Raw genomic sequence first — 25,249 nt, 5'->3', positions numbered from 1 at the left:
TCAAACGTCGGTGCTATCTCCCCTTCGCTAGGCGGATTTGGCCTTGTGCATGGTTAGACCTCGGCAATCGGGTGAATCTGCCTAGCGAGACGGGGATAGGCCGCCGATCCGCAATACCGGAGTGTGACGCAGAGCCTTGGCCCGGAGCCGGTCAGAGCACCAGAACGACAATGATGGCAAGCGCGCAGATCAGGGTGCTGCCGGCGGCGATGAGACGGACCTTCGGTTCGCGAAGCACCGTGGCCGAAAGACAGTCGATCAGTCCCAGCGCGGCACCTCCGATCGCGGCGAACAGGGCATAAGTCAACGGCACCCCGGGAATGAAGCACATGACCACGGCTCCGATGCCCAGTAGCATCGACACTACGCTGAGCTGATACACCGCCTTGGAACTGGTGGCCTCGGCATCCTCCTCCGACGCTTCGGAATCCTCATCATGCTCGGTATTCGTCTCGTCAGTGGCGTTGTCGCCGTCATCCACGGAGTCGGCTGTGATCCTCATCCCGTCCCCCTATCCTGTTCCCCGTGATTCGCGGCCGATGGTTCCGCGAATCGTCACTTCATCGCAATGTGTTGAAACTTCGTCATCCTATGGTAAACGGGCCCATAGGCGTACCGATATGCGAGTAATAATGATGAACAGTAGGAAGAAGAACGACCTGATTGAGGCGATGGGATATGAGGAGAAACTGGGGCGGACGACTGGCCGGCATGGCTGTCGCCGTTGCGCTGGGGCTGACAATGATGGCACCAGGCGCGGCATTCGCGGCGAATGACAGTGCCAATGGCAATACGACAGGGGCCAGCCAGAGCGTGAACAGGGCGCAGGGGGTCGATTCCGCGTCGTCCACCAATGCGAACAACGCAACCGGAAACGGCACGGACAACACTAATCCCGGCACAACGACCGGCACCACGGCCAACGGCAACGGCTCCAACAGCCAGACCACGCCCGACCAGAATCAGAACGGCGTCACCGACTCCAACGGCGATTCGGATAACGCCGCCAACGGTGCCGGCACCTCCAATGGCTCAGGCCCCGACTCCGCCGGAGTAGGCCACGAATACCAGACCACGGTGACGTTCAAGGTGGGCGACCACACCACCACCGTGACCAAGAAATACACGAACTCGCTCGACGTGACCGTGCCCGACGACTCCCAGCTTGGCGTACCCGCGGGACAGGTGATCGTCGGCTGGACATCCTCGCTCGGCGTGTCATACTCGGCCGATCTGGCCGGCGCCCAGATCACCGGCCAGAAGACGGTCACGTTCACCGCCATTCTGGCGTTGCAACTGCCCAACCAGCCCAACACCTCCGCCAAGCAGGTGCAGGTGCGATTCGTGCTGCCCGGCGACCTCGGCACCGTGGTTACCGCCACGGTGGACCGCGGCTCAAGCTTCGAGGACGCCTACGCAGCCAAGAAGGATGAGATCCAGTCGCGCATGCCCAAGAACCTCACCATCACCGGCTGGTACGCGCTGCTGCACACCTATAAGGCCGACCTGTCCGACGCCGGCACCGTCAGCCACGACACCACGCTGTTCGCCGTCTCCGACCTGCACGCCACGCGCACGCAGCTCGTATTCACGGTCGGCAAGCTGTCGGTGTTCGAGCGTGTGGACACGGGTTCGGCGCTCGCGGACGCCTACGCCGCCAAGCAGGGGGCGATCGAGGCGATCGTGCCGTACGGCTACAAGATCACCGGTTGGACCGACGAGAACGGCAACGCCTACGACGCCACGTTCTCGCAGGGCACCGCCACCGGACTCGGCATGCATCTGACCGCCACGCTTGAGCAGACCAACGACACCCCGAGCACCGGTCTCTTCGCCACGGTGACGTTCAAGTGGACGGATGCGAATGGTGCCGATCAGCAGCGCAGCAGCCGGGTGATCAAGGGCCTGTGGCTGCTCAGCAGCGACATCCCGTCGCCAAAGGCTCCGAGCGGCTACCGACTTGACGGTTGGTACACCGATGCCGGTGTGCGGTTCAACCGGTTCCTGCCCGTGCATGAGGACGCCACCTACACGGCACGATGGGAGAAGATCGACACCACGACCGGCGGGACCGGTAACAATGGCGGCACCGGCTCCGACAACGGTACCGCAACTGTGCAGCCTGGCACCTCCAACGCGGGCAACGGCTCCGCTACCCGCAACACCGCCCAGCAGTGGCTGGCATCCTCGCAGGGCAAGACCCCGGTGAAGGAGCAGAACTCGGCGCTGGCGACCACGGGCACTGCAGTGGCCGGTCTGGCCGGTCTGTCGGCCGTGCTGCTGATTGCGGGCACGGTGTTCTCGATGATGCGCAAGCGGAACAGGGAATAAGGGAACGGCATAACCGCATAACCGCTGGCATCTGAATGCAGAAAGGCCTCGACTCCCGAACTGGGAGCCGAGGCCTTTCGTTTTCTATTGTGTGTTCGGCCCGCATTCCGTCGAACCGAACACACACAAGGATCAGCGGCCCTTGATCTCGGAGCCGACCACCTTCTCGCTCAGGGCCTTGGGGCCACGGGTCAGTGCCACGGCACCGGAACGCACGAGCTCGATGATGCCGTAGTCGTCAAGCAACGCGAGCAGCGAATCAAGCTTCTCGCTCGAACCGGTCGCCTCGATGACCAGAGACTCGGGGTGCATATCGACCACACGCACGCGGAACGTCTGCACGATCTCCAGAATGTCGGAACGCGTCTTGGAATCGGCCGCCACCTTGACGAGCACGATCTCACGATTCACCGTGTTCGCCGAATCCAATTCCACGATCTTGAGCACGTGAAGCAGCTTGTTGAGCTGCTTGATGATCTGCTCGAGCGGCAGCTCCTCCACGTCGGCCGTCACGGTGACGCGGGAGATGTCCGGACGCTCGGTGGGGGACACGGACAGCGAGTTGATGTTGAACGCACGACGGGCGAACAGGCCGGAGATGCGGGCGAGCACGCCGGGACGGTTCTCCACCAGCACCGACAGCGTGTGCCGCTGCGACGTGGACTGCGAAGCGGGATAGTTTGCCATGATGATTACTTGCCTTTCCCTGCTTAGTTCTGCGAGCCCTTGAGCGGCTGGATGCCGGGCTTGTACGTCACGTTGGAGTTGGAGTCGCCGGCGGAGACCATCGGCCACACCATGGCGTCCTTCCACACGCGGAAGTCGATGAGCACCGGACGATCGTTGATCTCGTTCGCCTTGGTGATCGCCTCGACCGCCTGCTCCTTGGTGAACGCGCGCATGCCCACGCAGCCGTACGCCTCGGCGAGCCTGACGAAATCGGGCACATCGACGAAGTCGGCTTCGGCGATCTGCTCTTCACGAGCCTCGCCGTCGAGCAGATTCGTGGCCGAATAATGCTGCTTGTAGAACAGCGTCTGCCACTGACGGACCATGCCGTACACCGAATTGTTGAGGATAGCGATCTTCACCGGCAGGTGGTCGAGGAACGCCGCGGCCAGCTCCTCGCTGGTCATCTGGAAGCTGCCGTCGCCGGCGATGAGCCAGACGGGCTTGTCAAAGGCCACGCGCGCGCCCATGGCTGCGGGCAGACCGAAGCCCATGGTGCCGAGGCCGCCGGACGAGATCCAGGAGTTCGGGTTCTTGAAGTCGATGAATTGGCTGGCCCACATCTGGTGCTGGCCGACGTCGGACACCCAGATGGTGTCAGGATCGGCCTGGTCGCTCAGCTGCTGGATCACCCACTGCGGAGCGAGCGAACCGTCGGTCGGCTCGTCGTAGAACATCGGGTACTTGTCGCGCAGCTCGTTGATGGTGGACCACCACGGTTCCAGATCGGGCTTGCCGTTGATGGCCTGATCGCGCACGATCTCGGGAATGAGGTCGGTGATCACGGTGGCCACGTCGCCCACGATCGGCACGTCGACGGCGCGGTTCTTGCCGATCTCCGCGGGATCGATGTCGATGTGGATCACGCGGGCGGCCGGAGCGAAGTCGGGCAGCGAACCGGTGACACGGTCATCGAAGCGGGCACCGATCGCGACGAGCAGATCGCACTGCTGCACCGCGCCGGTGGCGGCCACGGTACCGTGCATGCCAAGCATGCCGAGCACATTGTCATCGGACTCGGGCACGATGCCACGCGCAGGAAGCGTAGTGACGATCGGAGCGCCGGTGATTTCGGCCAGCTTGCGCACCTGCTCGGTGGCCTTGGAGCGCACCGCGCCGCCGCCCACGTACAGCACCGGGCGGTAGGACTGGCCGAACAGCTTGGCGGCGTTGGCCAGCACGCGGCCGTGCGCCTTGGTGGTGGGGTTGTAGCCGGGCAGGATCATGCGCTGCGGCCACGTGTAGTACAGGGTTTCGGTCTGCGCGGTCTTGGTGAGATCCACGACCACGGGACCGGGACGGCCGGAGTTGGCCACGTAGTAGGCCTCGGCCAGCACGCGCGGAATGTCGGCCGCGTTGGTGACCAGATACGAATGCTTGACCACCGGGTAGGTGATGCCGACCATGTCGGCCTCCTGGAACGCGTCGGTGCCGATCGCGCCCACGCCCACCTGACCGGTGATGACCACCAGCGGCACGGAATCCATGTTCGCGTCCGCGATGGCGGTGACGGTGTTGGTGGCACCCGGCCCGGACGTGACGATGCACACGCCCACCTTGCCGGTGGCGACCGCGTACCCTTCCGCGGCGTGGCCCACGGCCTGCTCGTGACGCATGAGCACGAAACGGAACTTCGTGTCGTCGTTGAGCGCGTCGTACACGGGCAGAATGGCACCGCCGGGCAGGCCGAAGACATCCTCGACGCCCAGATCCTCCAGTGCGCGGATCACGGCCTGTGCGCCGGTCATTTTCTCCCCGTTGACGATGTGCTTATCCGCCGTCAGCTTTTCGACAGGGCCTTTGGGTACTGCGCTGAATGCCTGCAGAGGTGTGGGCAATGCCATGTCTTCCTCTCAATCCTTGCATGCCCGCAACCGGCATGCTTCGATCATGTAACTGAAACAGAGTAAACGTCCTGTACCGGTCCGTATGGTAGGGTGCCCGAAGTGCGGACGGGTGGGAATCGCCAATATGCGTTTGTGGCGCGGGATGGCGTTTGAAGCCAGTCTAGTGCGGTCCCGTGCCATCGCCAAAACCGCCATCGCGCCATCGCCGAAATCCGGCCGAAAACCGTGACGCCGTGAGAGCTGTGAGATGACGGGCGACGATTGCATGAGGCACCCGCCGCCCGATTCTCAATCGTCAGTATCGCCGTATCGTCGGCGAATCCTCAGCGACGATGATCGAGCTCGTGCCAGGCGATCTCCGCTGCGGCGAGCTGGGCCTTGCGCTTGGACGATCCGGTGGCGGTGGCGATTTCGCTGCCGTCGGACAGGATCACATGGGCGGTGAATTCAGGACGGTATTCGGGGCCGCCCACCTCCATGCGGTATTGCGGTTCGCTTAGCCCCTTCTTGTGCGCCTTTACGGTGAGGGACGTCTTCCAATCGAGGGCGGGACCCTCCTGCGTCACTTCGGTCAGTGTCTCATCGATCAGACCGTGCACCACCGGCCGCGCGCCTTCGATGCCGTGTTCCACGAACACTGCGCCGATCAGCGATTCGACGGTGTCGCACAGGATGGAATCCTTGTCGGCGCCGCCGGAATCGGCTTCACCGCGGCCGAGCAGAATGTACTGGCCCAGATTGAGCTTGGTGCGCGCGATGGCGGACAGCGATTCCTCGGACACGGCCTTGGCCCTCATCTTGGCCATCTGCCCTTCGGAGAAATCGGGGTGTTTGGCGAACAGGGTTTCGGTGGTGACCAGTTCCAGCACGGCATCGCCCAGGAACTCCAGTCGTTCGTTGTTGGGCATGCCTTCGTGCTCGTGGGCGAAGGAACGGTGGGTGAGTGCGTGGATCAGCAGTTCGGGGCTGATCGTGGCGCCCAGTGCCTTGAGCAGCAGAGCGGGGGCGTCGTTTTCGGGATTGCGATTCTCAGACATAATGAATCCCAGCTTAGTCATGGGGCGAGTCATGCGATGACATCATGGCAATGCATGCAAGGCGCATACAAAAGGACCCTGCCACCCGTCGATGGCAGGGTCCTTGTCGCTTATTCGCTAACGCTACGAAGCCGGTTCAGCTCACTTGCTGAAAGCGGGCTTGATGGCGTCGCGGTAGACGCGGCCGCGGAACTGGCCGCAGTTCGGGCAGGCCATGTGCGGCAGAGCGGGCTCGCCACAGTTCGGGCAGACCACGGTCTGAGCGGCGGAAGTCTTCCAGTTGGCGCGGCGCGAATGCGTGTTGGCGCGCGACGTCTTGTACTTAGGCAGTGCCATTTCGGATCCTCTATTTCGATGTATAACTAGTTATTGAGCTTAAGCCTTCGGTATTCTAGCGCACTTCGTGGATTTTGTCATCTTGACGATGGTTGCGTCCCAGTGGAATGCGGCAGGATATGGGCGTCCGCGAACGTTCGCGACTACTCGTGCTCACGCTGTTCGAGCTGGGCCTTGAGATCCTCAAGGGCCGACCAGCGGATGTCATGCGTCTCGTGGTGATGGTCGGGGTCCTCGTTCAGATCGGCACCGCACTGCGAGCATAGGCCAAGGCAGTCGGGACGGCATAGCGGCTGCACGGGCAGCGATTCCACCAGATTGTCACGCAGCAGCGATTCCAGATCCATCACCGTGTTGTTGCCGGCCAGCGGGTAGGTGTCCTCCGACTCCTCCTCGCCGGCGATGATGTCCACTTCCTCGTCGTTGCGGCGGGAATCGTGGTCCGGCGCGTACGGGAAGAACGCGGTGACGTGCAGCGTGCGATCGCCGTCAAGCGGCTTGAGACAGCGGGAGCATTCCCCGGTGACGGGAGCCGTTACGGATGCGTTGAGAATCAGTCCATCGACGATCGAATCGATCGAGCCGTCCACATGCACGGGAGCGCCTTCGGCGATGCTGATCACCTCGTCGCCGATGCCGCTGGGGGCGGGGAAGTCCTGATCGACCTCCTTGCTCTGACCGGGGCGGCTGGCGATCTGCGCCACCGGAATCGCCCACGGGGAAGTCTCGGGATGCTTGTCATTCGTCATAATTGCCTCGTTTCGTTCGTCCGCGCGATCAGGCGTGCGGATAGTCGTCATCGGTGAGATGGTCAAGATCCTGCGCCGCCTCGCGCTGACGTTCGGCCAGAACGTCGAGTCCGCTCTGCACGCCGTGCGATGCCTTGGCCAGCTGCTCGCTCAGCTCGGTGAGCACGGCGGTGGAGTAGTGGTCGGCTCCGTGCACCAGCTTGTCGGCCTTGGCCTGCGCGGTGTCGAGGATCGTACGGGCGCGTTCGGTGGCCAACGCCGTCACGTTCTCCTGACTCGTCAGGAACTGCGCCCGTTCGTTGGCGTCACGGATGATCGCGCTCGACCTGCTCTGCGCGGCCGCCACGATGGCGCTGGCCTGGGACTGGGCGTTCTCCAGACGACGTTCGGATTCGCGCATCAGGGCCGACGCCCGTTCCAGCTGCACCGGCAGCTTGGCCTTGAGCTCGCGCAGCAGCGAGGTGAGCTCCTCACGGTCCACGCGCACCTGGGAGCTGAAGAATCCGGTCTTGGACTCCTCCACCAGCGACTCGATCTGATCGAGCAGATCGTACACCGTGGTGAACTGGTCCTTGGTGCTGTTGAATTCCTCGTTCTCGTCATCGTCCGGCAGCATGGACTGGTAATCCTTGGGCAGCGGAACGGAATCGTCGTAGTCGCCGGACGGCTGCTGGGGATCGCTCTGGTACGAATCGTCCTGATAGGCATCCTGTTGATACGAATCCGGCTGATACGACGGCTGCACATACGAGGTCTGCTGATCGTACGAACCGTACTGCTGGCCATACGAATCCTGACCGTACGGCGTGTACCCGGCGCTGGCATAGCTCTCCGTATAGCTGGGCAGTGGACTCGCCGCCATCTGCGTGGAGTCGTCGATCACGGTGGCATCGGCATCCGTGTTGACGACGGGCTGCGATTGCGGTTGCGTCGACTGGGGCTGCTGGGCCGGCTGATCCTGAACCGGATCCTGCTCGACCGGCTGGGTGGCGGCTTTGGTCTGCCTCACCGGTCGATGGGCCACGGACGCCCGCGACCAGATGGAGGGCTGACTGGTGGGATGCCTGCCGGCTGATCCCGCACGATTGGCCACTTCGGATTCGCCGGTGTCGTCGAAATCATCATTGTCGCTCATGGTCATCTCTTTCCGTTGTCCAGCGCCTCGATCAGTCGCGGTGCCACACTACGCGGCACCAGCTCCGACACGTCTCCGCCATGACGGGCGACGTCCTTCACGATGGAACTGGAGATATGCTCCTTCAACGGGTTCGCCGGCAGGAACATCGTTTCCACGCCGCCCAGCTGCTTGTTCACCAGCGCCATGCCCAACTCGGCCTCATAGTCGCCGTTCTGACGCAGCCCCTTCACGATCACCTTGGCCCCCACCCGGGCGCAGTAGTCGGTGATCAGTCCGGCGGTGCTGTCCACCACAATGTTGGGGTAGCCGTCCTCGCTCAGCGCGGCGCGGATCATGTTCACCCGTTCCTCCTCGGTGAACATCGGCTTCTTCGCGGCGTTCACGGCCACGACGACATGGACCTGATCGAACAGAAGCGCACATCGCTCGATCACATCGATGTGGCCGGAAGTGACCGGATCAAAGGATCCGGGGCATACAGCTATCGTCATGAATTCCAGACTACCTCGCACGGTGGAAACGCGACGAGATCATGGAACATACGCCGTAATAAGATGAATGGCGACAACGACGATGTGAGAAAGGGACTGAAATGATGCATGCGATGACCGAACCGAATGCGATGACCGAGTCCGTCCTGCTTGACGATGCGGTTTCCCCGCTGTCCACCCCCGACACGGGAAGCGGCACCGCCGTACTGGAACGCCCCGAGACCAGGACGGAGAGCCAGCGTACCGATGACGGCGACGCCGACCGTTTCGCGCACTACGTATCAAAGGAGCGCATGGCCGAGTCCCGTCTGACCGGCCGGCCCGTGGTGGCGCTGTGCGGCAAGGTGTGGGTGCCCAAGCACAACCCCTCCGACTACCCGGTGTGCCCGGACTGCAAGCGCATCTACGACGAAATGCGCTGATCGGCGCATTCATTCCGCCGAGGGGCCTTTCGGATCGTCATGACAAGGATGTCGACGATGCGAAAGGCCCCTCGGCGTGCATTCGACCGTATATCGGCGCTGCTGACCGTCTGATGACGGTCGATGATCAGCGCGATCAGATCGTAATGATCTCGGTGGGGATGGCCTGCTCGCCGTTCATCAGCGACAGTGCGGTGACCGGCAGTTCGTCAAGCGCCTTGCGATGGTAGTCGCGGGCCGCGAGCAGCGCCTCCTTGCTGGCGAGGGATTCGTCGATGTCGCCGTGGTCCACCGCCGTGATCAGCAGATCGCGGGTATCGCCGTATTCGTCGGGAGCCTGCCACTCGGCCAGACGATCCGCCGGGCCGCACACCACGAGCTCGCCCTGCGCCAGACCGTACCGGTACGAGCGCATCGCACGCTTGCGCCAGCCGTCGGTCTTCTTGCCGAACGACTTCTTCGCCACCGGGTGCATCTGCCCGTCGGCGCCCTCGCGCTCCACCAGCTTGTACACCATCGCGCACGTGGGGTGGCCGGAACCGGTCACCAGCATCGTGCCCACGCCGTACGAATCCACCGGGGCGGTGGCCAGCGCGGCCAGCGCATACTCGTCAAGGTCGTTCGTCACCGTGATCTTCGTATTCGTGGCGCCCAGCGAATCCAACTGCTTGCGCGCCTGCTGGGCCAGCGATGCCAGATCTCCCGAATCGATGCGGATTCCGCCCAGCTCTGGGCCGGCCACCTCCACGGCCGTGGTGATCGCCTGTTCGATGTTGTACGTGTCGGTCAGCAGCGTGGTGCCCGGTCCCAGCGCATTGACCTGGGAGACGAAGGCGCTGCGTTCGTCGTCGTGCAGCAGCGTGAACGCATGCGCGGCCGTGCCGATGCACACCAGATCGTACTTCTTGGCCGCCGCCAGATTCGCGGTTCCCGCGAAGCCGCCCACGATCGCGGCACGCGCGGCCGCCACCGCCGCGCTCTCGTTCGTACGACGGCCGCCCATATCCATGCACGGACGATTGCCGGCCGCCGACGTCATGCGCGACGCAGCCGACGCGATCGCGGAATCGTAATTGAGCACCGACAGCACCAGCGTCTCCAGCAGCGTGCATTCGGCGAACGTGCCCTCGATCTGCAGGATCGGCGAATTCGCGAAGAACGCCTCGCCCTCACGGTAGGCGCGGATCGTGCCCGAGAAGCGGAAGTTCTCCAGCCACTTGGCGGTCTTCTCGCTGACCACATGACGATCGCGCAGGAACTTCAGATCCGATTCGCTCGGACGGAAATCCCTCAGCATGTCCACGATGCGTCCCAGACCGGCGGCGATGCCGTAGCGTCGGCCCGTCGGCAGATGACGGGTGAACACCTCGAACACGCAACGGCGGTCCGCGGTGCCGTCGAGCATGGCGGCATCGAGCATCGTGTACTCGTACATGTCGGTCATCATCGCGGCCGAATAATCAGTGTTCGTCATGACTACCTCTTCGTTATATGGTCGTATCGACGTCACGCCGTATTGACGTCGTCGGATGCGTGGATCAGGAAGCGACCAGCACCTTCTGCGGCAGCGCCCTGTCAATGACTATCAGTATTAGTCCCAATGCCAAAAACACGCCACCGTATTCCAATATATTGAGGCCCAGACGACTCCAACCCAGCATCGGCAGATTGAGGAAATCATACGGGTACGGCGTGCCGTCGGCCAACGGTCCGGAATGCGGCCAGATGGCCGCGCGAACCAGCACGAACGCCACATACACAGGCAGATACGCCATCCATCCCAACGCATACGGCCACTTGAAACGACGATGCGGATCAAACAGCAGCCAATCGACCAGCGCGGCCACGGGGACCACGCGATGCGCCCATGTGACCGTGAGCAGGCCGAATACGCGCGGCGTGATCGCAGGATCGGCCGCCGGCAGCACGAACAGCGCCACCAATCCGGCGATCACGCTGTACAGCGTCAGACAGCCCTTAAGCCATGCCGGCGGCTGGATGCCCTTGAGCAACGTGGCCGCGCCGGTCCACAGCATCACCACGCCGAGCAGCAGCGTGGTCTGGAACGTGAAATACACCAACGAGGAATACTGATGAAGATGCCACACCTCGTAGGTGCCGGCGAAGCAGCATGCAGCCACGGCGAAGCGATACAACGCAGCCAGAAATCTCATACATCCCAGTGTAGAGGGGCGGCCGTGAACGATTCCGAACCGTCCCGAACGATTCCGAATGATTACGAACGGTTCCGTCTGGTTCGTTCCGGAGCGGTCCGTTCGTTCTCCGGCAATGTCTGCGAAGCCCGATACGGTTTGCTTGCACGAATGTTCGTGCACGGAGGCTACGGAGGCTACCAAATGGTTCAGATCAAAGACATGCTTGACGCCACCCAGACGATCCGTCCCGACGGACGCGCGGTGGACGAACTGCGCCCGGTGAAGATCACCCGGCACTGGACCGACGTTCCGGAAGGCTCCGTGCTCATCGAATGCGGCAATACGCGCGTGATGTGCACCGCCACGTTCACGCAGGGCGTACCCCGCTGGCGCAAGGACTCCGGCCTCGGCTGGGTCACCGCCGAATACTCCATGCTTCCCCGTGCCACCACCGAACGCACCGATCGCGAATCCGTACGTGGCAAGATCGGCGGACGCACCCACGAGATCAGCCGACTCATCGGCCGCTGCCTGCGTGGCGTGGTCGACATGAAGGCCCTCGGCGAAAACCAGATCCAGATCGACTGCGACGTGCTGCAGGCCGACGGCGGCACGCGCACGGCATCCATCACCGGCGCATACGTGGCGCTCGCCGACGCCGTGGCCTGGGCCAAGGAGCACAAGGTGCTTCGCGCGAACCGTACCGTGCTGCGCGATCAGGTGTCCGCCGTGTCGGTGGGCGTGATCGACGGCAAGCCGATGCTCGACCTGCCCTACGTGGAGGACAGCAACGCCATGACCGACATGAACGTGGCCATGACCGGCGCCGGCGCGTTCATCGAGATCCAGGGCACCGCCGAACACCGTCCCTTCACGCGCAAGGAGCTGGGCGAGCTGCTCGACCTTGCCGAGAAGGGCAACAAGGAGCTGCAGGCCATGCAGCGCAAGGCCCTGCAGGAGAACTGACGGGTGTCGGAACGGCGTGATGCCGCGTCGGAGCCGACGGACCTGGGACTTGATGAAGCCCAATGGAATTGACGGAATCGAACGGTTGAGGAGGAATCGCTATGAGCGACAGGATCACCATGGTGGTGGCCACCCACAACGAAGGCAAGCTGGCCGAGATCAAGCGCATTCTTGTGGAGGATCTGGGTGCCGACGCCGAACGGATCGAACTGGTGACGGCGGGGTCGCTGAACCTTCCCGATCCGGTGGAGAACGGCGTCTCCTTCGAGCAGAACGCACTGCTCAAGGCACGTGACGTGGTCCGCCGCACCGGACTGCCCGCCGTGGCCGATGATTCCGGGCTGATCGTGGACGTGCTGGGGGCCGCCCCCGGAATCCTGTCCGCGCGCTGGTCCGGCGTGCATGGCGACGACGTGGCCAACAACCGACTGCTGCTGGCACAGATCGAGGACATCCCCGACGCCAACCGCACTGCACGATTCCGTTGCGCGGCCGCGCTGGTGGTGCCGGAGACCGACGACGGCCGTACCGAACCGCCGTACGAGATCCATAACGAGAACGTGGAGCTCGGGGACATGCAGGGCGTGATCATCCGCGAGCCGCGTGGCGAGCATGGATTCGGCTATGACCCGATCTTCGTGCCCGACGATCAGCCGGCCCGTGCCGCCGAAGCGGGGCATCCGCTCACGTCCGCTGAGCTGGAACCGGAGGAGAAGAACGCGATCTCGCACCGTTCCAAGGCCATCCGCCGACTGGTGCCCAGCATCCGCCGACTCGTGCTGCACGCCGACATGCGGTGAGATGGCGAGAGATATGTGAAGGCCCTTGAAGCGTTGCGATTCTTGGAATTCCAACGCTTCAAGGGCCTTGTTGATCGTGCGCGAGATGGGACTTGAACCCACACGTCATAGACACAGGAACCTAAATCCTGCGCGTCTACCAATTCCGCCACTCGCGCGTTCTTTGATTATGGTGGTGCGTTTTCAATTGTCGGTCATGACGCATGATCATGACATTGAACCACGGTAAACAAAAACCCTAGGCAAAGTGCCTAGGGTTTCCCGTGGAGCCACTTGACAGAATCGAACTGTCGACCTGCTCATTACGAGTGAGCCGCTCTACCGACTGAGCTAAAGTGGCACATGGCACATTGCTGCGCACACAAGTAGAAGATGTTACCGGAGGAATCAAAAAAACTCAAATCGACGGTGATTGGGCGGTATTTGCGCGTGTCGCGAATGATGAAGGGGTGGTTGTATCGGTCCCACGGGGGATAATGGGCGCATGAATAACGATGGACGCCAGTGCAAGAACGACGCCGCGAACGGCAAGCCGGGCATGGGCATGCCGGACTTCTATCCGCTGATTCCCGCCGGTGGCGTGGGCTCCCGTCTGTGGCCGATCAGTCGCGGGAACAGGCCCAAGTTCCTCTACGATTTTCTGGGATCTGGACGAACCATGATCCAGTCCACGTTCGACCGACTCGCGGCGATCGCCGGCCCCGAACGTGTGTCCGTCATCGCGGGCGTGGCTCACGAGGACGCCATCCGGGCGCAACTGCCCGAACTGGGGGCGTGCAATCTGTTCACCGAACCCGTCGGTCGTGATTCGACCGCGGCCATCGCGCTGTCCGTGGCGATACTGGCGAAACGGCACGGCAGCGACATCGTGGTCGGATCGTTCGCCGCCGATCATGTGATCCGCGACAATCAGGCCTTCTCCGATTGCGTCAGACAGGCTGTGGCGGCCGCCCGCGCCGGCTATGTCGTGACGATCGGCATCGCGGCCACACGGCCGTCCACCGCATTCGGATACATTCGGCAGGGCGAATCGCTGGCGTCAAGCATTCCCGGGGCGCCGAGCGCGCGGCGGGTGAAGGCGTTCGTGGAGAAACCCGATGCCGCAACCGCCCAGGCGTATCTGCTAACCGGGGAATACCGCTGGAACGCCGGCATGTTCGTAATGCGCGCCGACGTGCTGCTCGATGCGCTGCGACGGCTCAAACCGGAGATCCACCGCGTCGTCACCGCGCTCGCCGACGTGTGGGATGCGGACGATGGAGGCGTGGCCCGTGCCGAGATGATGGAGCGACTGTGGCCGGGCGTGGAGAAGATCGCTTTTGATTATGCGCTTGCCGAGCCTTTGGCCGCCGAGGGGGGAGTGGCCATGGTTCCCGGTGGATTCGGCTGGGATGACATCGGCGATTTCAATTCCGTGGCGGCGCTGATTCCGAGTGCGGACGTGCGTAACAACAAGATCGTCGGCGATGCCGAGCGCGTGGTGTGTCTCGATTCGGCCGGAAATGTGGTGGTGCCGTCGAGCGGCCGCATGGTGACGCTACTGGGGGCGGATGATCTGGTCGTCGTCGACACGCCGGACGCGCTGCTGGTTGCGCCGCGTGCGCGGAGCCAGGAAGTCAAGCGCATGGTGGCCGAACTCACGGCGCGAGGGCATGGCGAGATCCTGTAATGGGTCGATCCGATGACGGATGATGACGGATGATGAACGTCGGGTGTCTGTTCGGTGTCTGTTCGGTATTGATCGAATTCGATGGTGTACGACGGGTAACAGAGCGATAAGCTTGGGTTATTGCACGTTCTAATGCACAAATGCCAACATTTCTGTTCGTTTTTAGCTGTCCGTCAATCCCGCTATGGTGAAAACTGGAATAGGCGATCATCCACCAAATCGCCTCAAGTGATGAAAGGACCTCACATGGCCATTAATCCTCCCATTGATGCCACTCAGACCCCTGCTTGGGCAGCGTTGCAGAAGCACTACGACGAGCTTCAGGCCGAGGGCATCGACCTCAAGAAGTGGTTCGCCGAGGATGCCGACCGCGTGGAGAAGCTCAGCTTCGACGCCGGCGACCTGCACTTCGACCTTTCCAAGAACCTCATCAAGCCCGAAACCCTCAAGCTGTTCGCCGACCTCGCCAAGGACGTGAAACTCGACGAGCGCATCAAGCAGCAGTACACCGGCGTGCACATCAACAACACCGAGGACCGTGCCGTGCTGCACACCGCTCTGCGTCGTCCGGTCGAGGACGAAGGCAAGTACATCGTCGACGGCCAGGACGTGGTCAAGGACGTGCGCGAGACCCTCGAGCGCATCTACGCGTTCGCCGAGAAGGTTCGCTCCGGCGAATGGCGCGGCGTGAGCGGCAAGAAGATCGACACCGTGGTCAACATCGGCATCGGCGGTTCCGACCTGGGTCCCGTCATGGCGTACGAAGCCCTCAAGCCGTACGCTGACGCCGGCATCTCCGCCCGCTACATCTCCAACATCGACCCCAACGATCTGGCCGAGAAGACCAAGGGCCTGGACCCGGAGACCACGCTGTTCATCATCGTCTCCAAGACCTTCACCACGCTGGAGACCCTGACCAACGCCCGTGAGGCCCGCACCTGGCTGCTTGAGGAGCTCAAGGCCGCCGGTGCCATCGACGGTTCCGACGAGAAGAACGCCGAAGCCATCAAGAAGCACTTCGTGGCCGTCTCCACCAACCTCGAAAAGGTTGAGGAATTCGGCATCGACCCGGAGAACGCCTTCGGCTTCTGGAACTGGGTCGGCGGCCGCTACTCCGTCGACTCCGCCGTCGGCACCTCCCTCGCCGTGGTCTACGGCCCGGCCCAGTTCGAGGAGTTCCTGCACGGCTTCCACGAGATCGACGAGTACTTCGCCAACACTCCGTTCGAGAAGAACGTCGTGGCCCTGCTCGGCCTGCTCAACGTGTGGTACCGCAACTTCTTCAAGGTGGCCTCCCACGCCGTGCTGCCGTACGACCAGTACCTGCACCGCTTCCCGGCCTACCTGCAGCAGCTGACCATGGAGTCCAACGGCAAGTCCGTGCGCTGGGACGGCACCCCCGTGACCACCGAGACCGGCGAGATCTTCTGGGGCGAGCCCGGCACCAACGGCCAGCACGCCTTCTACCAGCTGATCCACCAGGGCACCCAGCTCATCCCGGCCGACTTCATCGCCTTCGCCAACACCCCGAACCCGGTGAAGGACGGCGACCAGGACGTGCACGAGCTGTTCCTCGGCAACTACCTGGCTCAGACCAAGGCTCTCGCCTTCGGCAAGACCGCCGACGAAGTGCGCGCTGAAGGCACTCCGGAAGCCATCGTCCCGGCCCGCGTGTTCAAGGGCAACCGCCCGACCACGTCCATCCTCGGTGTGGCCCTGACCCCGTTCTCGCTCGGCGAGCTCATCGCCCTGTACGAGCACATCACCCTCGTCGAGGGCACCGTGTGGGGCCTGGACTCCTACGATCAGTGGGGCGTGGAGCTCGGCAAGCAGCTTGCCAAGCAGATCACCCCGGCCATCTCCAAGGATGACGACGCACTGGCCGCCCAGGACGCCTCCACCCAGAGCCTGATCAAGTTCTACCGCGAGCACAGGGAGTTCTGATTCCTGGCTTGTACGCGTAAAGGCGGCCCGTCATCGTAATGATGGCGGACCGCCTTTACATATCCCCGGATCTGTGTCGATGCCAAACAGGGCGTGCTATGACCGTTGGGCTGATGCAATGACGCTAACTCCCGTTCGCTAGGCAGATTATGAAGGTTCCCAATATCTATCGCTGCTTCGCTGGGTTGATGCGTTTTTTGCCATGCGCTCTAAAAGATAGGCTTTGCCACATTGATGCCCCAAATTGCCATATACGGGCTTGTGCGTGATTGGGCTATTTGGGGCAGTGCCTAGCGAAGCATGGTTAGACCTTTGCACAGTCCGTAAAAGACCTAGTGAACCGCAGATAGGCCCTTTACGGAGATGATTATCTTGTGCTCGCTGTCAGTGGACCAGCATGGGGATGCGCGTGTCCGGGGATAACGGCCCTGACGGCAGGAATCCCGAGTCGGAAATCCTCATGACATCGCGATCGTGCTCGCTCATCGGATAGTCGGCGTAGGCGCAGATGCGATGCTGACCAAACGCCACACGATAACGATCGTGATCGGTGCTGCACGCCTCCACACTGGGGTCGCCGTATCCGAACCACATTTCCAGAAATGTGCGTTCGCGCATGGTCGGGACCCTGAATTCAAGTTCCGGGTTGGAATCCGGCTGCCGCTCCAAACGGTCCGCGGCTTTGCCCAGTTGGTCCCGTATGGCATGCCAATCCATGGCATCCCATTCCAGCCGGTTGTATTCCTCGTGTCTACTCGGCCAGAAATCCTTGTCCAGCGTTCCCTCGGATGCCTTGGGAAGATCCAATTGCTCCAACGGGATGGAAGTCCAGACTGCCTCCGGTCCGATGTTGTTATTGGCAGTTAGCGAAAATGCCTCCATGATGTCCCTCCGCCACCCTGATGCCATTCAAACGCGTGCACTCAGTTATGCGACGCGCTGTGCCGCCGGTAATCTCGGCGGCAGTATCAATCAATATGTGAACTCAGATTGTCCGTTATATGGACATGAAATTCATCATGGGATGATACGAGCGCGGCCGATATGAGTGCAATCGGTGTCTGACTCGTGGACTGGTGGTGTCCGGCTCGTGGAAGGCGGGATCAAACGGAGATGTTACGTGGGCGAGGCGGCATCATGAGGCGGTATTACGCGGAATCAGCCGGTCCCGCAGTTGCTCCGATGCGAGAAAACGAATCGACCTCAGCCCCGACTCCTGCGCGCCGGCGACGTTATATGGGGAATCGTCCACGAACAGCGTGTGACGGCGATCTATGCCAAAACGTTCCATTGCGCGGTCGAATATCGCCGTTTCGGGCTTCTTCACCCCTTCGAATCCGGACACCATGACATCATTCAGCCTGTCGATGAGCTCGGGGAATCGCCGTTGCATGACGGGCCAGGTATCCCGCCCCCAGTTGGTCAGCCCCCATACGCCGATGCCGCGAGCCGTCAGTTCGTCCAGCAGCGGCATCATTCCGGGAATCATGCCGACCAATGAGCGATCGACATGATCCGCATAGGCGCGCATCATCAGACCGAGCCTTGCGCCGTATTCCCGCTCATATTCGACGATCAGATCGTCATAATCCACGCCGCCGTCATGCAGATCGTCAAAATACAGGAATCCGCAACGATCATCATCGGCGAAGAACTCGTCGATCGCGTCTGGCGGGAACAGTCCTTGCAGGGCGAGTTTCGGCTGCCAATCGACCAGAACGCCGCAGAAATCGAAGATCACGTCGTGAATCGTGCTGTCTTCGCCGCCGTCGATGCGCATATCAATGCCGCACATGTGTTGTCTCCGTTCATGTTCATTGCCGTGTAGTGCCGTTCATTTCCGCCGGATCGTGTCGGCGATTATTGCATGTCAAGTGGTTCCTTGCTTGTGGGGGCGGGGAACGCGTCGTCAAGCGATGCGATCTCATCCGCGGTGAGATCGATGTTCCATACCGTGGCGTTGGCGAGCGTGTGCTCGACACTGCCGCTGCATGGTATGGCGATCGTGTCGTCGCGGCGCAGCACGAATGCGAGCAGGATGAGCATGGGAGAAACGTTGTGCGCGGCGGCGATCCGGCACACCGTGGCATCGCTGACCAGGCCGTCGCGCAGCGTGCCGGCCTGCGCCAGCGGGCAATAGGCCATCAGCGGAACGTGGTGCTCGTCCATCCACGGCAGCAGATCGAATTCGATCCCGCGTGAGCCGAGATGATACAGATCCTGATTCACCGCGCACGCATCGCCATGCGGCGTGGCGAACAGCTCGCGCATGTCGGCCGTGTCGAAATTCGAGACGCCCCAGTTGCGGATCAGTCCCTCGGCCTTGGCCTGTTCCATGCATTCCACGGTTTCGGCCAGCGGTATGGCCCCCCTCCAGTGCAGCAGGTACATGTCGAGATAGTCCGTGCCCAGGCGCGACAGCGAGGCCTCCAGACTGCGGCGCAGACGGTTCCGCCCGGCATTGTGCGGATACACCTTGGACACCAGAAACAGCCGGGAGCGGTCATATCCGGTGATCGCGCGGCCCACCAGGGACTCCGCGCGCCCGTCGGCGTACATTTCGGCGGTGTCGATCAGCCGGATGCCGGCGTCGAGTCCTGCGCGCAAGGCCGCGATCTCCTGCGATGCCGGGCGTCGCCCCTCGCCCAGATGCCATGTTCCCATGCCGAGTCGGGGCATTGAATCGCCATTGCGAAGACGAACGTCATGGCGCGACTGCGACGTTGGCCTCTGTGAAGCCGATGCCGCTGATGCCGTCTGTGAGGACTGTGTTGTCTGGTTGGTCTGTGTTGTCTGATTGGTCTGCGTTGCCTGATCGTTGCGCACTGCATGCGACGAATGGAATGACATGGATGCTCGTCCTTTCCGATGTGCCGTGATCCACAGTCGTGGATGGGGACGTCCCGCCGTGAGTCGTGGATTGCGGCTCCTGTCGGCTGCTGGGCCTGGTTGATCCGCTCGGCCTGTTGGGCCGCGGTCTGGCTGTCGTATCGCGATCGTCTCCGGCGGATTCCCTTCCTCGCCGGACCGATCCATCGCCATTTTTTCGATGTGTTCACCAGTGTCACTATCGATCATAGATATTGCGACGGTTGCATGGCGCGCGACGTCCATGACCGACCGTCCATAACCGCTCAGGGCCGCCCATAACCGCCCATAACCGATCATGAACAATCGGCGGGTGATCTCGCATCGCCCGGGCGTGGCAAATTGCATCGGTCTTCGACTCGTCGTATAGTGAGGGCAGTTCGAAGCCATTCTTAATTCGAACTTTTCGATGACGAGATAGCGCTTGGGATGAGATGGTTCTCACCGTGGAAGCGCGCTCATCGCGTCAGAACACCCTTATGATCGCGGGCCTTGGTTCGTTCAGGATTCATGGTTGGGTCATATAAGGTCAGACGAAAGGCAATACACGTGGCAGATAGCCAGAATCTTGCAAGTATGAAGCTGCCCGAGCTCAAGGAGCTCGCCAAGCAGATGGGTTTGCGTGGTACCTCTACCATGCGTAAGGGCGAGCTGGTCAGCACCATCGAGGCCGCCCGAAACGGCGGCGAAGCGCCCGCCGGAGTCACCGTGCGCGTGCCGAAGACGACCAAGCGCACCGTCAAGAAGACCGACAGGCCTGCGGAGACGTCCGCTCCCGAGGCCGTCGATGATGCTTCCAACGCCGAAGCCGATGCGGTTGCGGCCGCTCCCGTCGTGGAGCCCGCTCCGGCTCCCGTGGATGAGACCCCGGCTCCGACCGCCGCCGATTCCGAATCCGAATCCGTGGAGCACGCCGATTCCGACGTCGCCGAACGCGAGCCCGGTCAGCTGCCGATCATCGAGCTGCCGGAGATCAAGAGGACGAGCGACGCCGATCACTCCGATCGTGCGGAGACGTCCGCCGCCAAGCTTGCCGCCATCGAGCTGCCCGACGCCAACGCCGGCAAGCGCGTGTCGCGTCGTCGTGCCACGCTGTCGTCCGCTCCGTCGATCGACAACGAGCGCGTTGAGCGTTCGGATCGCGATCGTGATCATGAGAACGTGGGCAAGCTTGATCTTGATCTTGATCTGCCGCGTGTACGCCGTCGCAAGGACAGCGGTGCCGCCGCCGACGAGCCGGCCCGACAGGGACGCGTGCGTGATCTCGGCGATATCCTCGCCGCGCTGCCCGACCGTTCCGACCGTCCCGAGCCGCGCAAGAACGGCAAGAACCGTCGTGACGATCACGCCGATCGTCGTGGTATGCGCGATGATCGCGGCCACGGAACCGACCGTTCCGACCGCTACGATCAGGATGACGATCGCGAGTATCGTCGCAATCGCGCCGATCGCCGCAACGGTCGTGATGACCGTGCCGATCGTCGTGGCGGCACTGACCGTACCGATCGCATCGAGCGCCGCAATCGTCGTGACGATGCCGTGCGCAACGACCGTGCCGATCGTGCGGAGCGCAACGACTACCAGCAGCAGGACGATCTGGTGCCCGTCGCCGGCATCGTCGATGTGCTGGAATCCTACGCATTCGTGCGCACCTCCGGCTACCTGCCCGGACCGAACGACGTGTACGTGTCGATGGGCCAGGTGAAGAAGTACGGTCTGCGCAAGGGCGATGCCGTGCAGGGCACCACGCGTCCGCCGCGCGACGGCCGCAACCAGCGTCAGAAGTTCGTGCCGTTGCAGTCCATCGAAACGATCAACGGCATGAGTGTGGAGGAGGCGCAGTCCCGTCCGCACTTCAACAAGCTCACGCCGCTCTACCCGCAGGAGCGTCTGCGCATGGAGACCCAGCCGACCAAGCTCACCGGTCGACTGATCGACATCGTGGCACCGATCGGCAAGGGCCAGCGTGGTCTGATCGTCTCCCCGCCCAAGGCCGGCAAGACCATCACGCTGCAGCAGATCGCGAACTCGATCACCACGAACAACCCCGAAGTGCATCTTATGGTCGTGCTCGTGGACGAACGTCCTGAGGAAGTCACCGACATGGAGCGCACGGTGCAAGGCGAGGTCATCTCCTCCACGTTTGACCGTCCGGCGAGCGACCACACGATCGTCGCCGAACTGGCGATCGAACGCGCCAAGCGCCTGGTGGAGCTCGGCAAGGACGTGGTCGTGCTGCTCGACTCCATGACCCGTCTGGCCCGCGCATACAACATCGCGCAGCCGGCGTCCGGTCGAATCCTGTCCGGTGGTGTGGACGCGCAGGCGCTGTACCCGCCGAAGAAGTTCTTCGGTGCGGCGCGCAACATCGAAAACGGCGGCTCGCTCACCATCATCTCGTCCGCGCTGGTGGAGACCGGCTCCAAGATGGACGAGGTGATCTTCGAGGAGTTCAAGGGCACCGGCAACATGGAACTGCGTTTGTCCCGCGAACTGTCGGAGAAGCGCCTGTTCCCGGCCATCGACATCAACGCGTCCGGCACCCGCCGCGAGGAGCTCATCACGCCGCCGGCCGAGCTTGCGGTCATCTACCGTCTGCGTCGCCTCTTCGGCGGCATGGAGCCCGAGCAGGCATACCAGACCCTGGTGCCGCGTCTGAAGAAGACCGCCACGAACCGCGAGTTCCTGGCTGCGATCACCTCCACGATTCCGCAGAGCCAGGCGAAGTAGCCGCGGTGTTGTGTGTAGCGCGGCGAATCGGCAACGATTGAGCCGCACCACGGGCACAGGTGTTTATGGCCTATCCGACGTATGCGTGTGTCAAATAAGCACGGGGCGGTTTCTTGGGTGCTTATCTGGCGTACATATGCGTCGGATACGCATCGGACGATTCCTTGAGTGCTTATCTGGCGTACGCATGCGTCGTAGAAGCACGGGACGATTCCTCAGATGCTTGTTTGCCGTATGCATGCGTCGGATAGGCATCTGATAAACGGTACGTCAGTATCGTACGGTATGTGGACCGATCTTGCATAGTGAGCATGTGAGTGCCGTTATGGTCGAGGGGGAGTGGTTCGGGATACTCTGGTAGATATGAGTGCAGATATTAGTGGTTGGCGCAAGCCTGTACGAACCATCACCGAAAGCAATGATCAGACCGGTGCCGACGTCACGGACGACGTTGAAGCCGTTGCCACGAACCATGACACGGACGAGCGTTCATCAACGATCGATTCCGCCGCGGCCCGTGAACATCCCGAAGTCGCCGAGACCGTAGCCAAAATCAAGAGTCTGCGCAAAACCATTGACAACATCGACGGCGCGGTGATCCATCTGCTCGCAGAACGATTCAAGGCCACCTCGCAGGTGGGCGTGCTCAAAGCAGAAGCCGGTTTCGCGCCTGCCGATTACAAGCGGGAGGACTACCAGATCGAGCGTCTGCAGCGCATCGCCAAGGATGCCGGACTCGATCCGAACATCGCCGAAATGTATCGCGAATTCGTGGTGACCGAAGCGAAGAAGCGTCATAAGCGCATCGCCGACGCCGGTGGCGATCCGGGTGTCCTCGACGTGTTCGCATGACGCGTGACGGCCGCGATGACGGTGATCGTCGCGAGGTCTGGAAACACTACTAAGAGTAACGCGAGCAATGCGAAAACATGAACGATCACGCAACCGTTCGGTGAGCGACGTTCCCCGCATGTCGCAACGGATTCGATGACAGTACAATATCGTGTTTAGTGCCCCCATTCTTGGGGAGGGGCAATATGCGGCTAGTCAATTTACGGCGAAGGACGACATGCGAACAGAAAGTGCGGGATATACGCCATCGTATAAGCCGAAACGACATCATTTCGGCCGATGGATCGCAGTGGTGGCACTGATGTTGCTGATGATCGTCGTTGCCGCCGGCGTGTGCGGTATGAAGCTGTACTCCGATGCCAAGCGGGTGCAGTCGCACGAGCAGAAGGCCATTTCAACATTATCCTCTGTGATGAGTCTGGGCACGGATACGCAATCCACGAATGTCGCCGGCGCATCCGCCGATCTTCGCCAACGACTCAATGAGGCGAAGCAGGAGACCAACGCGGCGAACGACATCACCCATGGCACGTTGTGGAATATCGCGTCGCGCATTCCGATGATCGGCGACGATGTCACCACCGTGCAAGGCATGACGGCGGTGACGAACACGTTGGTCAACGATCCCCTTCCCAAGTTCATCGATGTGATGACATCGATGCAGGGTGGCCAGCTGAGCACGTCGGACGGTCGGTTCAATCTGCAGCCGTTGCTCGACCATCGTGATGAGATCGCCGATATTGATGCCACGGTGCAGCAGCAGGTGCGTGAATACCGGAATCTGCCGGGCGCTCATACCAGCGTCGTGAAGGACGCCTATGAGACCAGCGGCAAGCAGCTGAATGCCGTGGCCGGCACGGTGGACAGCATGTCCAATGCGTTCCGGATGCTGCCTGACTTTCTTGGCTCGGATCAGCCCCGCACCTACGCGCTGATGGCGATGACCACGTCGGAGGCACGTTCATCCGGCGGTCTGGTTGGATCGGTTGGCGTGGTTACGACGGACGACGGCAGCATCAGCATTGGTGATTTCCGCGCCGACGCGGACTATGTCGCCTATGGTGCGAGCACGCCGACCGACGATGAGAAACGAATCTTCAATGAGTGGGGACCTTTGCAGATGTCGTTCGACATCCGTGATCTGGCCGTCTATCCGGACACGTCACGTAGCGCCGAAGGTATGCGCGAGATCTGGCAGCGCACGCCGTGGGGCGGTTCCACGAATCTGGATGGCGTGATCATGGTGGACCCGGTGTTCCTGCAGAAGCTGATCGGCATCACCGGCAACGTCACATTGTCCGATGGCACGGTGCTGACCGGCGACAACACCGCCGAATTCCTGCTCAATACGGCGTATACCAAATATCCGCAGGAGCAGCAGGACGCGTTCTTCGCACAGGTGGCCGAACAGGCCGTGGGCAGCATGTTCTCCAACATGAGCGTGGGACGGCTGGTGAAGGTGTCGCAGATCATGGGAGACATGGCGAATGGCCGGCATCTTTCACTGTATGCGTTTGATGACGAGGTGGAGCAGGAGATCAGCGCAGCCGGATTCACCGCGTCGATGCCTGACGATGAGGAGCATCCGCAGGTGGGCGTGTACACGAACCAGCAGAATTCCTCGAAGATGGACTGGTACATCCATCGCACGTCGAACGTGACGTTGGCGTCCCGGAATGATGACGGGTCGCGTACCTATCATGTGACCTACACACTGACCAATACGCTGGACGAGTCCCAGGCGGCCGGCTTGCCGGACTACATCATCGGCATCAGCCAGGCCGGCCAGCCCAAGACCTACGGCATCGAGAAGATGCTGTTTGCCGCTCCGTCCGGCGGCGGCATGACCGAACCGACGGTCGCGTCCGGCTCCACCGGCAGTGTGACGGAAGCGCGTCGGGAAACGTTGAACGGCAAGAGGATCTACGCCAATGTAGCCAGCCTCGCCCCCGGTCAGACCGTGACCTACACGTTCGACGTGACCACTTCCGCAAAGGCCGTCACCGACCTGACCGTGGACCAGACTCCGCTCGGCTGGACGGAATCAGGGCAAACCGGTCGGTGAGAATCAGCGAGCGCTGGCTGTGGCTTTGGAGCTCATACCTGCATAACAAATAGTGGGTGTATCCATCGGTGAAGGATGGATACACCCACTATTTGTTTGCGTGTTTGCGGCGAGCCGGC

22 protein-coding genes and 2 tRNA genes are annotated in these 25,249 nt (G+C 62.0%); 9 read left to right on the top strand and 15 right to left on the bottom strand.

The window, feature by feature from the left end:
* Positions 1-151 precede the first annotated feature (151 nt).
* Positions 152-502: a hypothetical protein gene (locus BTIS_RS00640; RefSeq protein WP_094661724.1), complete on the bottom strand. Its 351-nt coding sequence runs from the start codon at positions 500-502 to the stop codon at positions 152-154.
* Positions 503-678: 176 nt separating this feature from the next.
* On the opposite strand from BTIS_RS00640, the gene BTIS_RS00635 reads away from it, so the two are divergent.
* Entirely contained in the window at positions 679-2,331 is a 1,653-nt protein-coding gene (locus BTIS_RS00635; protein WP_140555799.1) for a hypothetical protein, read from the top strand.
* Positions 2,332-2,463: 132 nt separating this feature from the next.
* On the opposite strand, the gene ilvN is transcribed toward BTIS_RS00635, so the two are convergent.
* The 7 genes from ilvN to coaD all read right to left on the bottom strand — a co-directional run bounded on the left by ilvN (position 2,464) and on the right by coaD (position 8,658).
* A complete protein-coding gene (ilvN, locus tag BTIS_RS00630; protein ID WP_094661722.1) occupies positions 2,464-3,018 on the bottom strand; it encodes an acetolactate synthase small subunit in 555 nt (184 codons plus the stop codon).
* 23 nt (positions 3,019-3,041) lie between these two features.
* On the bottom strand, positions 3,042-4,904 hold the full coding sequence (locus BTIS_RS00625; protein ID WP_094661721.1) for an acetolactate synthase large subunit: 1,863 nt from the start codon (positions 4,902-4,904) through the stop codon (positions 3,042-3,044).
* Positions 4,905-5,230: 326 nt separating this feature from the next.
* Positions 5,231-5,944, bottom strand: a complete 714-nt coding sequence (rnc, locus tag BTIS_RS00620; RefSeq protein WP_094661780.1) for a ribonuclease III — start codon at positions 5,942-5,944, stop codon at positions 5,231-5,233.
* A gap of 141 nt (positions 5,945-6,085) precedes the next feature.
* Entirely contained in the window at positions 6,086-6,280 is a 195-nt protein-coding gene (gene rpmF, locus BTIS_RS00615; RefSeq protein WP_094661720.1) for a 50S ribosomal protein L32, read from the bottom strand.
* A gap of 143 nt (positions 6,281-6,423) precedes the next feature.
* Complete coding sequence (locus BTIS_RS00610; RefSeq protein ID WP_094661719.1) at positions 6,424-7,029, bottom strand: YceD family protein; 606 nt, start codon at positions 7,027-7,029, stop codon at positions 6,424-6,426.
* A 28-nt stretch (positions 7,030-7,057) separates the two neighbouring features.
* Positions 7,058-8,164, bottom strand: coding sequence for an HlyD family secretion protein (locus tag BTIS_RS00605; RefSeq protein ID WP_143248825.1), 1,107 nt, complete (start codon positions 8,162-8,164; stop codon positions 7,058-7,060).
* Positions 8,165-8,166: 2 nt separating this feature from the next.
* A complete protein-coding gene (coaD, locus tag BTIS_RS00600) occupies positions 8,167-8,658 on the bottom strand; it encodes a pantetheine-phosphate adenylyltransferase (protein ID WP_094661717.1) in 492 nt (163 codons plus the stop codon).
* 113 nt (positions 8,659-8,771) lie between these two features.
* Here coaD and BTIS_RS00595 point away from each other — a divergent pair, with 113 nt between their 5' ends.
* Positions 8,772-9,080, top strand: coding sequence for a DUF3039 domain-containing protein (locus BTIS_RS00595; RefSeq protein WP_169713035.1), 309 nt, complete (start codon positions 8,772-8,774; stop codon positions 9,078-9,080).
* A 136-nt stretch (positions 9,081-9,216) separates the two neighbouring features.
* Here the strand turns inward: BTIS_RS00595 and BTIS_RS00590 are convergent, their stop codons facing one another.
* The gene (locus tag BTIS_RS00590) at positions 9,217-10,554 is read right to left on the bottom strand and encodes a nicotinate phosphoribosyltransferase (protein WP_094661715.1); all 1,338 of its coding nucleotides are present in this window, start codon (positions 10,552-10,554) and stop codon (positions 9,217-9,219) included.
* Positions 10,555-10,618: 64 nt separating this feature from the next.
* Positions 10,619-11,254, bottom strand: a complete 636-nt coding sequence (locus BTIS_RS00585; protein WP_094661714.1) for a Pr6Pr family membrane protein — start codon at positions 11,252-11,254, stop codon at positions 10,619-10,621.
* Positions 11,255-11,437: 183 nt separating this feature from the next.
* Between BTIS_RS00585 and rph the strand changes: the two genes are divergently transcribed.
* Complete coding sequence (gene rph / locus BTIS_RS00580) at positions 11,438-12,202, top strand: ribonuclease PH (protein WP_094661779.1); 765 nt, start codon at positions 11,438-11,440, stop codon at positions 12,200-12,202.
* Between the two features lie 113 nt (positions 12,203-12,315).
* Positions 12,316-13,002 carry a non-canonical purine NTP pyrophosphatase gene (locus tag BTIS_RS00575; RefSeq protein WP_094661778.1) on the top strand — a complete coding sequence of 229 codons (687 nt, stop codon included), beginning with the start codon at positions 12,316-12,318 and terminating at the stop codon, positions 13,000-13,002.
* A 77-nt stretch (positions 13,003-13,079) separates the two neighbouring features.
* Here the strand turns inward: BTIS_RS00575 and BTIS_RS00570 are convergent.
* Together BTIS_RS00570 and BTIS_RS00565 are read right to left on the bottom strand one after the other, a co-directional pair.
* A tRNA-Leu gene (locus BTIS_RS00570) sits at positions 13,080-13,160 on the bottom strand.
* A gap of 106 nt (positions 13,161-13,266) precedes the next feature.
* Positions 13,267-13,342 (bottom strand) — tRNA-Thr (locus BTIS_RS00565).
* 144 nt (positions 13,343-13,486) lie between these two features.
* Here BTIS_RS00565 and BTIS_RS00560 point away from each other — a divergent pair.
* Positions 13,487-14,671, top strand: a complete 1,185-nt coding sequence (locus BTIS_RS00560) for a mannose-1-phosphate guanylyltransferase (protein WP_420806998.1) — start codon at positions 13,487-13,489, stop codon at positions 14,669-14,671.
* Positions 14,672-14,917: 246 nt separating this feature from the next.
* Positions 14,918-16,615 carry a glucose-6-phosphate isomerase gene (gene pgi, locus BTIS_RS00555; RefSeq protein WP_094661713.1) on the top strand — a complete coding sequence of 566 codons (1,698 nt, stop codon included), beginning with the start codon at positions 14,918-14,920 and terminating at the stop codon, positions 16,613-16,615.
* 384 nt (positions 16,616-16,999) lie between these two features.
* Here the strand turns inward: pgi and BTIS_RS00550 are convergent, their stop codons facing one another.
* From BTIS_RS00550 to BTIS_RS00540, 3 genes are all read right to left on the bottom strand, one after another.
* Positions 17,000-17,497 (bottom strand): hypothetical protein, encoded by a 498-nt coding sequence (locus tag BTIS_RS00550; RefSeq protein ID WP_094661712.1) that lies wholly within the window; start codon positions 17,495-17,497, stop codon positions 17,000-17,002.
* A 253-nt stretch (positions 17,498-17,750) separates the two neighbouring features.
* Positions 17,751-18,410 carry an HAD family hydrolase gene (locus BTIS_RS00545; protein ID WP_094661711.1) on the bottom strand — a complete coding sequence of 220 codons (660 nt, stop codon included), beginning with the start codon at positions 18,408-18,410 and terminating at the stop codon, positions 17,751-17,753.
* Positions 18,411-18,475: 65 nt separating this feature from the next.
* Positions 18,476-19,294: an aldo/keto reductase gene (locus BTIS_RS00540; RefSeq protein ID WP_094661710.1), complete on the bottom strand. Its 819-nt coding sequence runs from the start codon at positions 19,292-19,294 to the stop codon at positions 18,476-18,478.
* Between the two features lie 765 nt (positions 19,295-20,059).
* Here BTIS_RS00540 and rho point away from each other — a divergent pair.
* The 3 genes from rho to BTIS_RS00525 all read left to right on the top strand — a co-directional run bounded on the left by rho (position 20,060) and on the right by BTIS_RS00525 (position 25,130).
* Entirely contained in the window at positions 20,060-22,213 is a 2,154-nt protein-coding gene (gene rho, locus BTIS_RS00535; RefSeq protein ID WP_420806999.1) for a transcription termination factor Rho, read from the top strand.
* Positions 22,214-22,576: 363 nt separating this feature from the next.
* Positions 22,577-23,065, top strand: a complete 489-nt coding sequence (locus BTIS_RS00530; RefSeq protein ID WP_094661708.1) for a chorismate mutase — start codon at positions 22,577-22,579, stop codon at positions 23,063-23,065.
* Positions 23,066-23,366: 301 nt separating this feature from the next.
* The gene (locus BTIS_RS00525) at positions 23,367-25,130 is read left to right on the top strand and encodes a DUF4012 domain-containing protein (RefSeq protein WP_245819180.1); all 1,764 of its coding nucleotides are present in this window, start codon (positions 23,367-23,369) and stop codon (positions 25,128-25,130) included.
* The last annotated feature ends 119 nt before the right edge of the window (positions 25,131-25,249 follow it).

It is taken from the genome of Bifidobacterium tissieri (assembly GCF_002259645.1).
GTDB lineage: Bacteria > Actinomycetota > Actinomycetes > Actinomycetales > Bifidobacteriaceae > Galliscardovia > Galliscardovia tissieri.
Note: the sequence above shows the minus strand (reverse complement) of the source record. Positions and strands in the feature narration are given on the sequence as shown.

Coding starts and splice junctions, on each gene's coding strand:
- BTIS_RS00525 (WP_245819180.1), top strand. CDS start 23,367: ATGTTGCTGATGATCGTCGTTGCCGCCGGCGTGTGCGGTATGAAGCTG.
- rpmF (WP_094661720.1), bottom strand. CDS start 6,280: ATGGCACTGCCTAAGTACAAGACGTCGCGCGCCAACACGCATTCGCGC.
- BTIS_RS00625 (WP_094661721.1), bottom strand. CDS start 4,904: ATGGCATTGCCCACACCTCTGCAGGCATTCAGCGCAGTACCCAAAGGC.
- BTIS_RS00605 (WP_143248825.1), bottom strand. CDS start 8,164: ATGAGCGACAATGATGATTTCGACGACACCGGCGAATCCGAAGTGGCC.
- BTIS_RS00530 (WP_094661708.1), top strand. CDS start 22,577: ATGAGTGCAGATATTAGTGGTTGGCGCAAGCCTGTACGAACCATCACC.
- BTIS_RS00635 (WP_140555799.1), top strand. CDS start 679: ATGAGGAGAAACTGGGGCGGACGACTGGCCGGCATGGCTGTCGCCGTT.
- BTIS_RS00585 (WP_094661714.1), bottom strand. CDS start 11,254: ATGAGATTTCTGGCTGCGTTGTATCGCTTCGCCGTGGCTGCATGCTGC.
- coaD (WP_094661717.1), bottom strand. CDS start 8,658: ATGACGATAGCTGTATGCCCCGGATCCTTTGATCCGGTCACTTCCGGC.
- BTIS_RS00545 (WP_094661711.1), bottom strand. CDS start 18,410: ATGTGCGGCATTGATATGCGCATCGACGGCGGCGAAGACAGCACGATT.
- pgi (WP_094661713.1), top strand. CDS start 14,918: ATGGCCATTAATCCTCCCATTGATGCCACTCAGACCCCTGCTTGGGCA.
- BTIS_RS00590 (WP_094661715.1), bottom strand. CDS start 10,554: ATGACGAACACTGATTATTCGGCCGCGATGATGACCGACATGTACGAG.
- BTIS_RS00560 (WP_420806998.1), top strand. CDS start 13,487: ATGAATAACGATGGACGCCAGTGCAAGAACGACGCCGCGAACGGCAAG.
- BTIS_RS00640 (WP_094661724.1), bottom strand. CDS start 502: ATGAGGATCACAGCCGACTCCGTGGATGACGGCGACAACGCCACTGAC.
- ilvN (WP_094661722.1), bottom strand. CDS start 3,018: ATGGCAAACTATCCCGCTTCGCAGTCCACGTCGCAGCGGCACACGCTG.
- BTIS_RS00595 (WP_169713035.1), top strand. CDS start 8,772: ATGACCGAACCGAATGCGATGACCGAGTCCGTCCTGCTTGACGATGCG.
- rnc (WP_094661780.1), bottom strand. CDS start 5,944: ATGTCTGAGAATCGCAATCCCGAAAACGACGCCCCCGCTCTGCTGCTC.
- rph (WP_094661779.1), top strand. CDS start 11,438: ATGGTTCAGATCAAAGACATGCTTGACGCCACCCAGACGATCCGTCCC.
- rho (WP_420806999.1), top strand. CDS start 20,060: ATGAAGCTGCCCGAGCTCAAGGAGCTCGCCAAGCAGATGGGTTTGCGT.
- BTIS_RS00610 (WP_094661719.1), bottom strand. CDS start 7,029: ATGACGAATGACAAGCATCCCGAGACTTCCCCGTGGGCGATTCCGGTG.
- BTIS_RS00540 (WP_094661710.1), bottom strand. CDS start 19,294: ATGCCCCGACTCGGCATGGGAACATGGCATCTGGGCGAGGGGCGACGC.
- BTIS_RS00550 (WP_094661712.1), bottom strand. CDS start 17,497: ATGGAGGCATTTTCGCTAACTGCCAATAACAACATCGGACCGGAGGCA.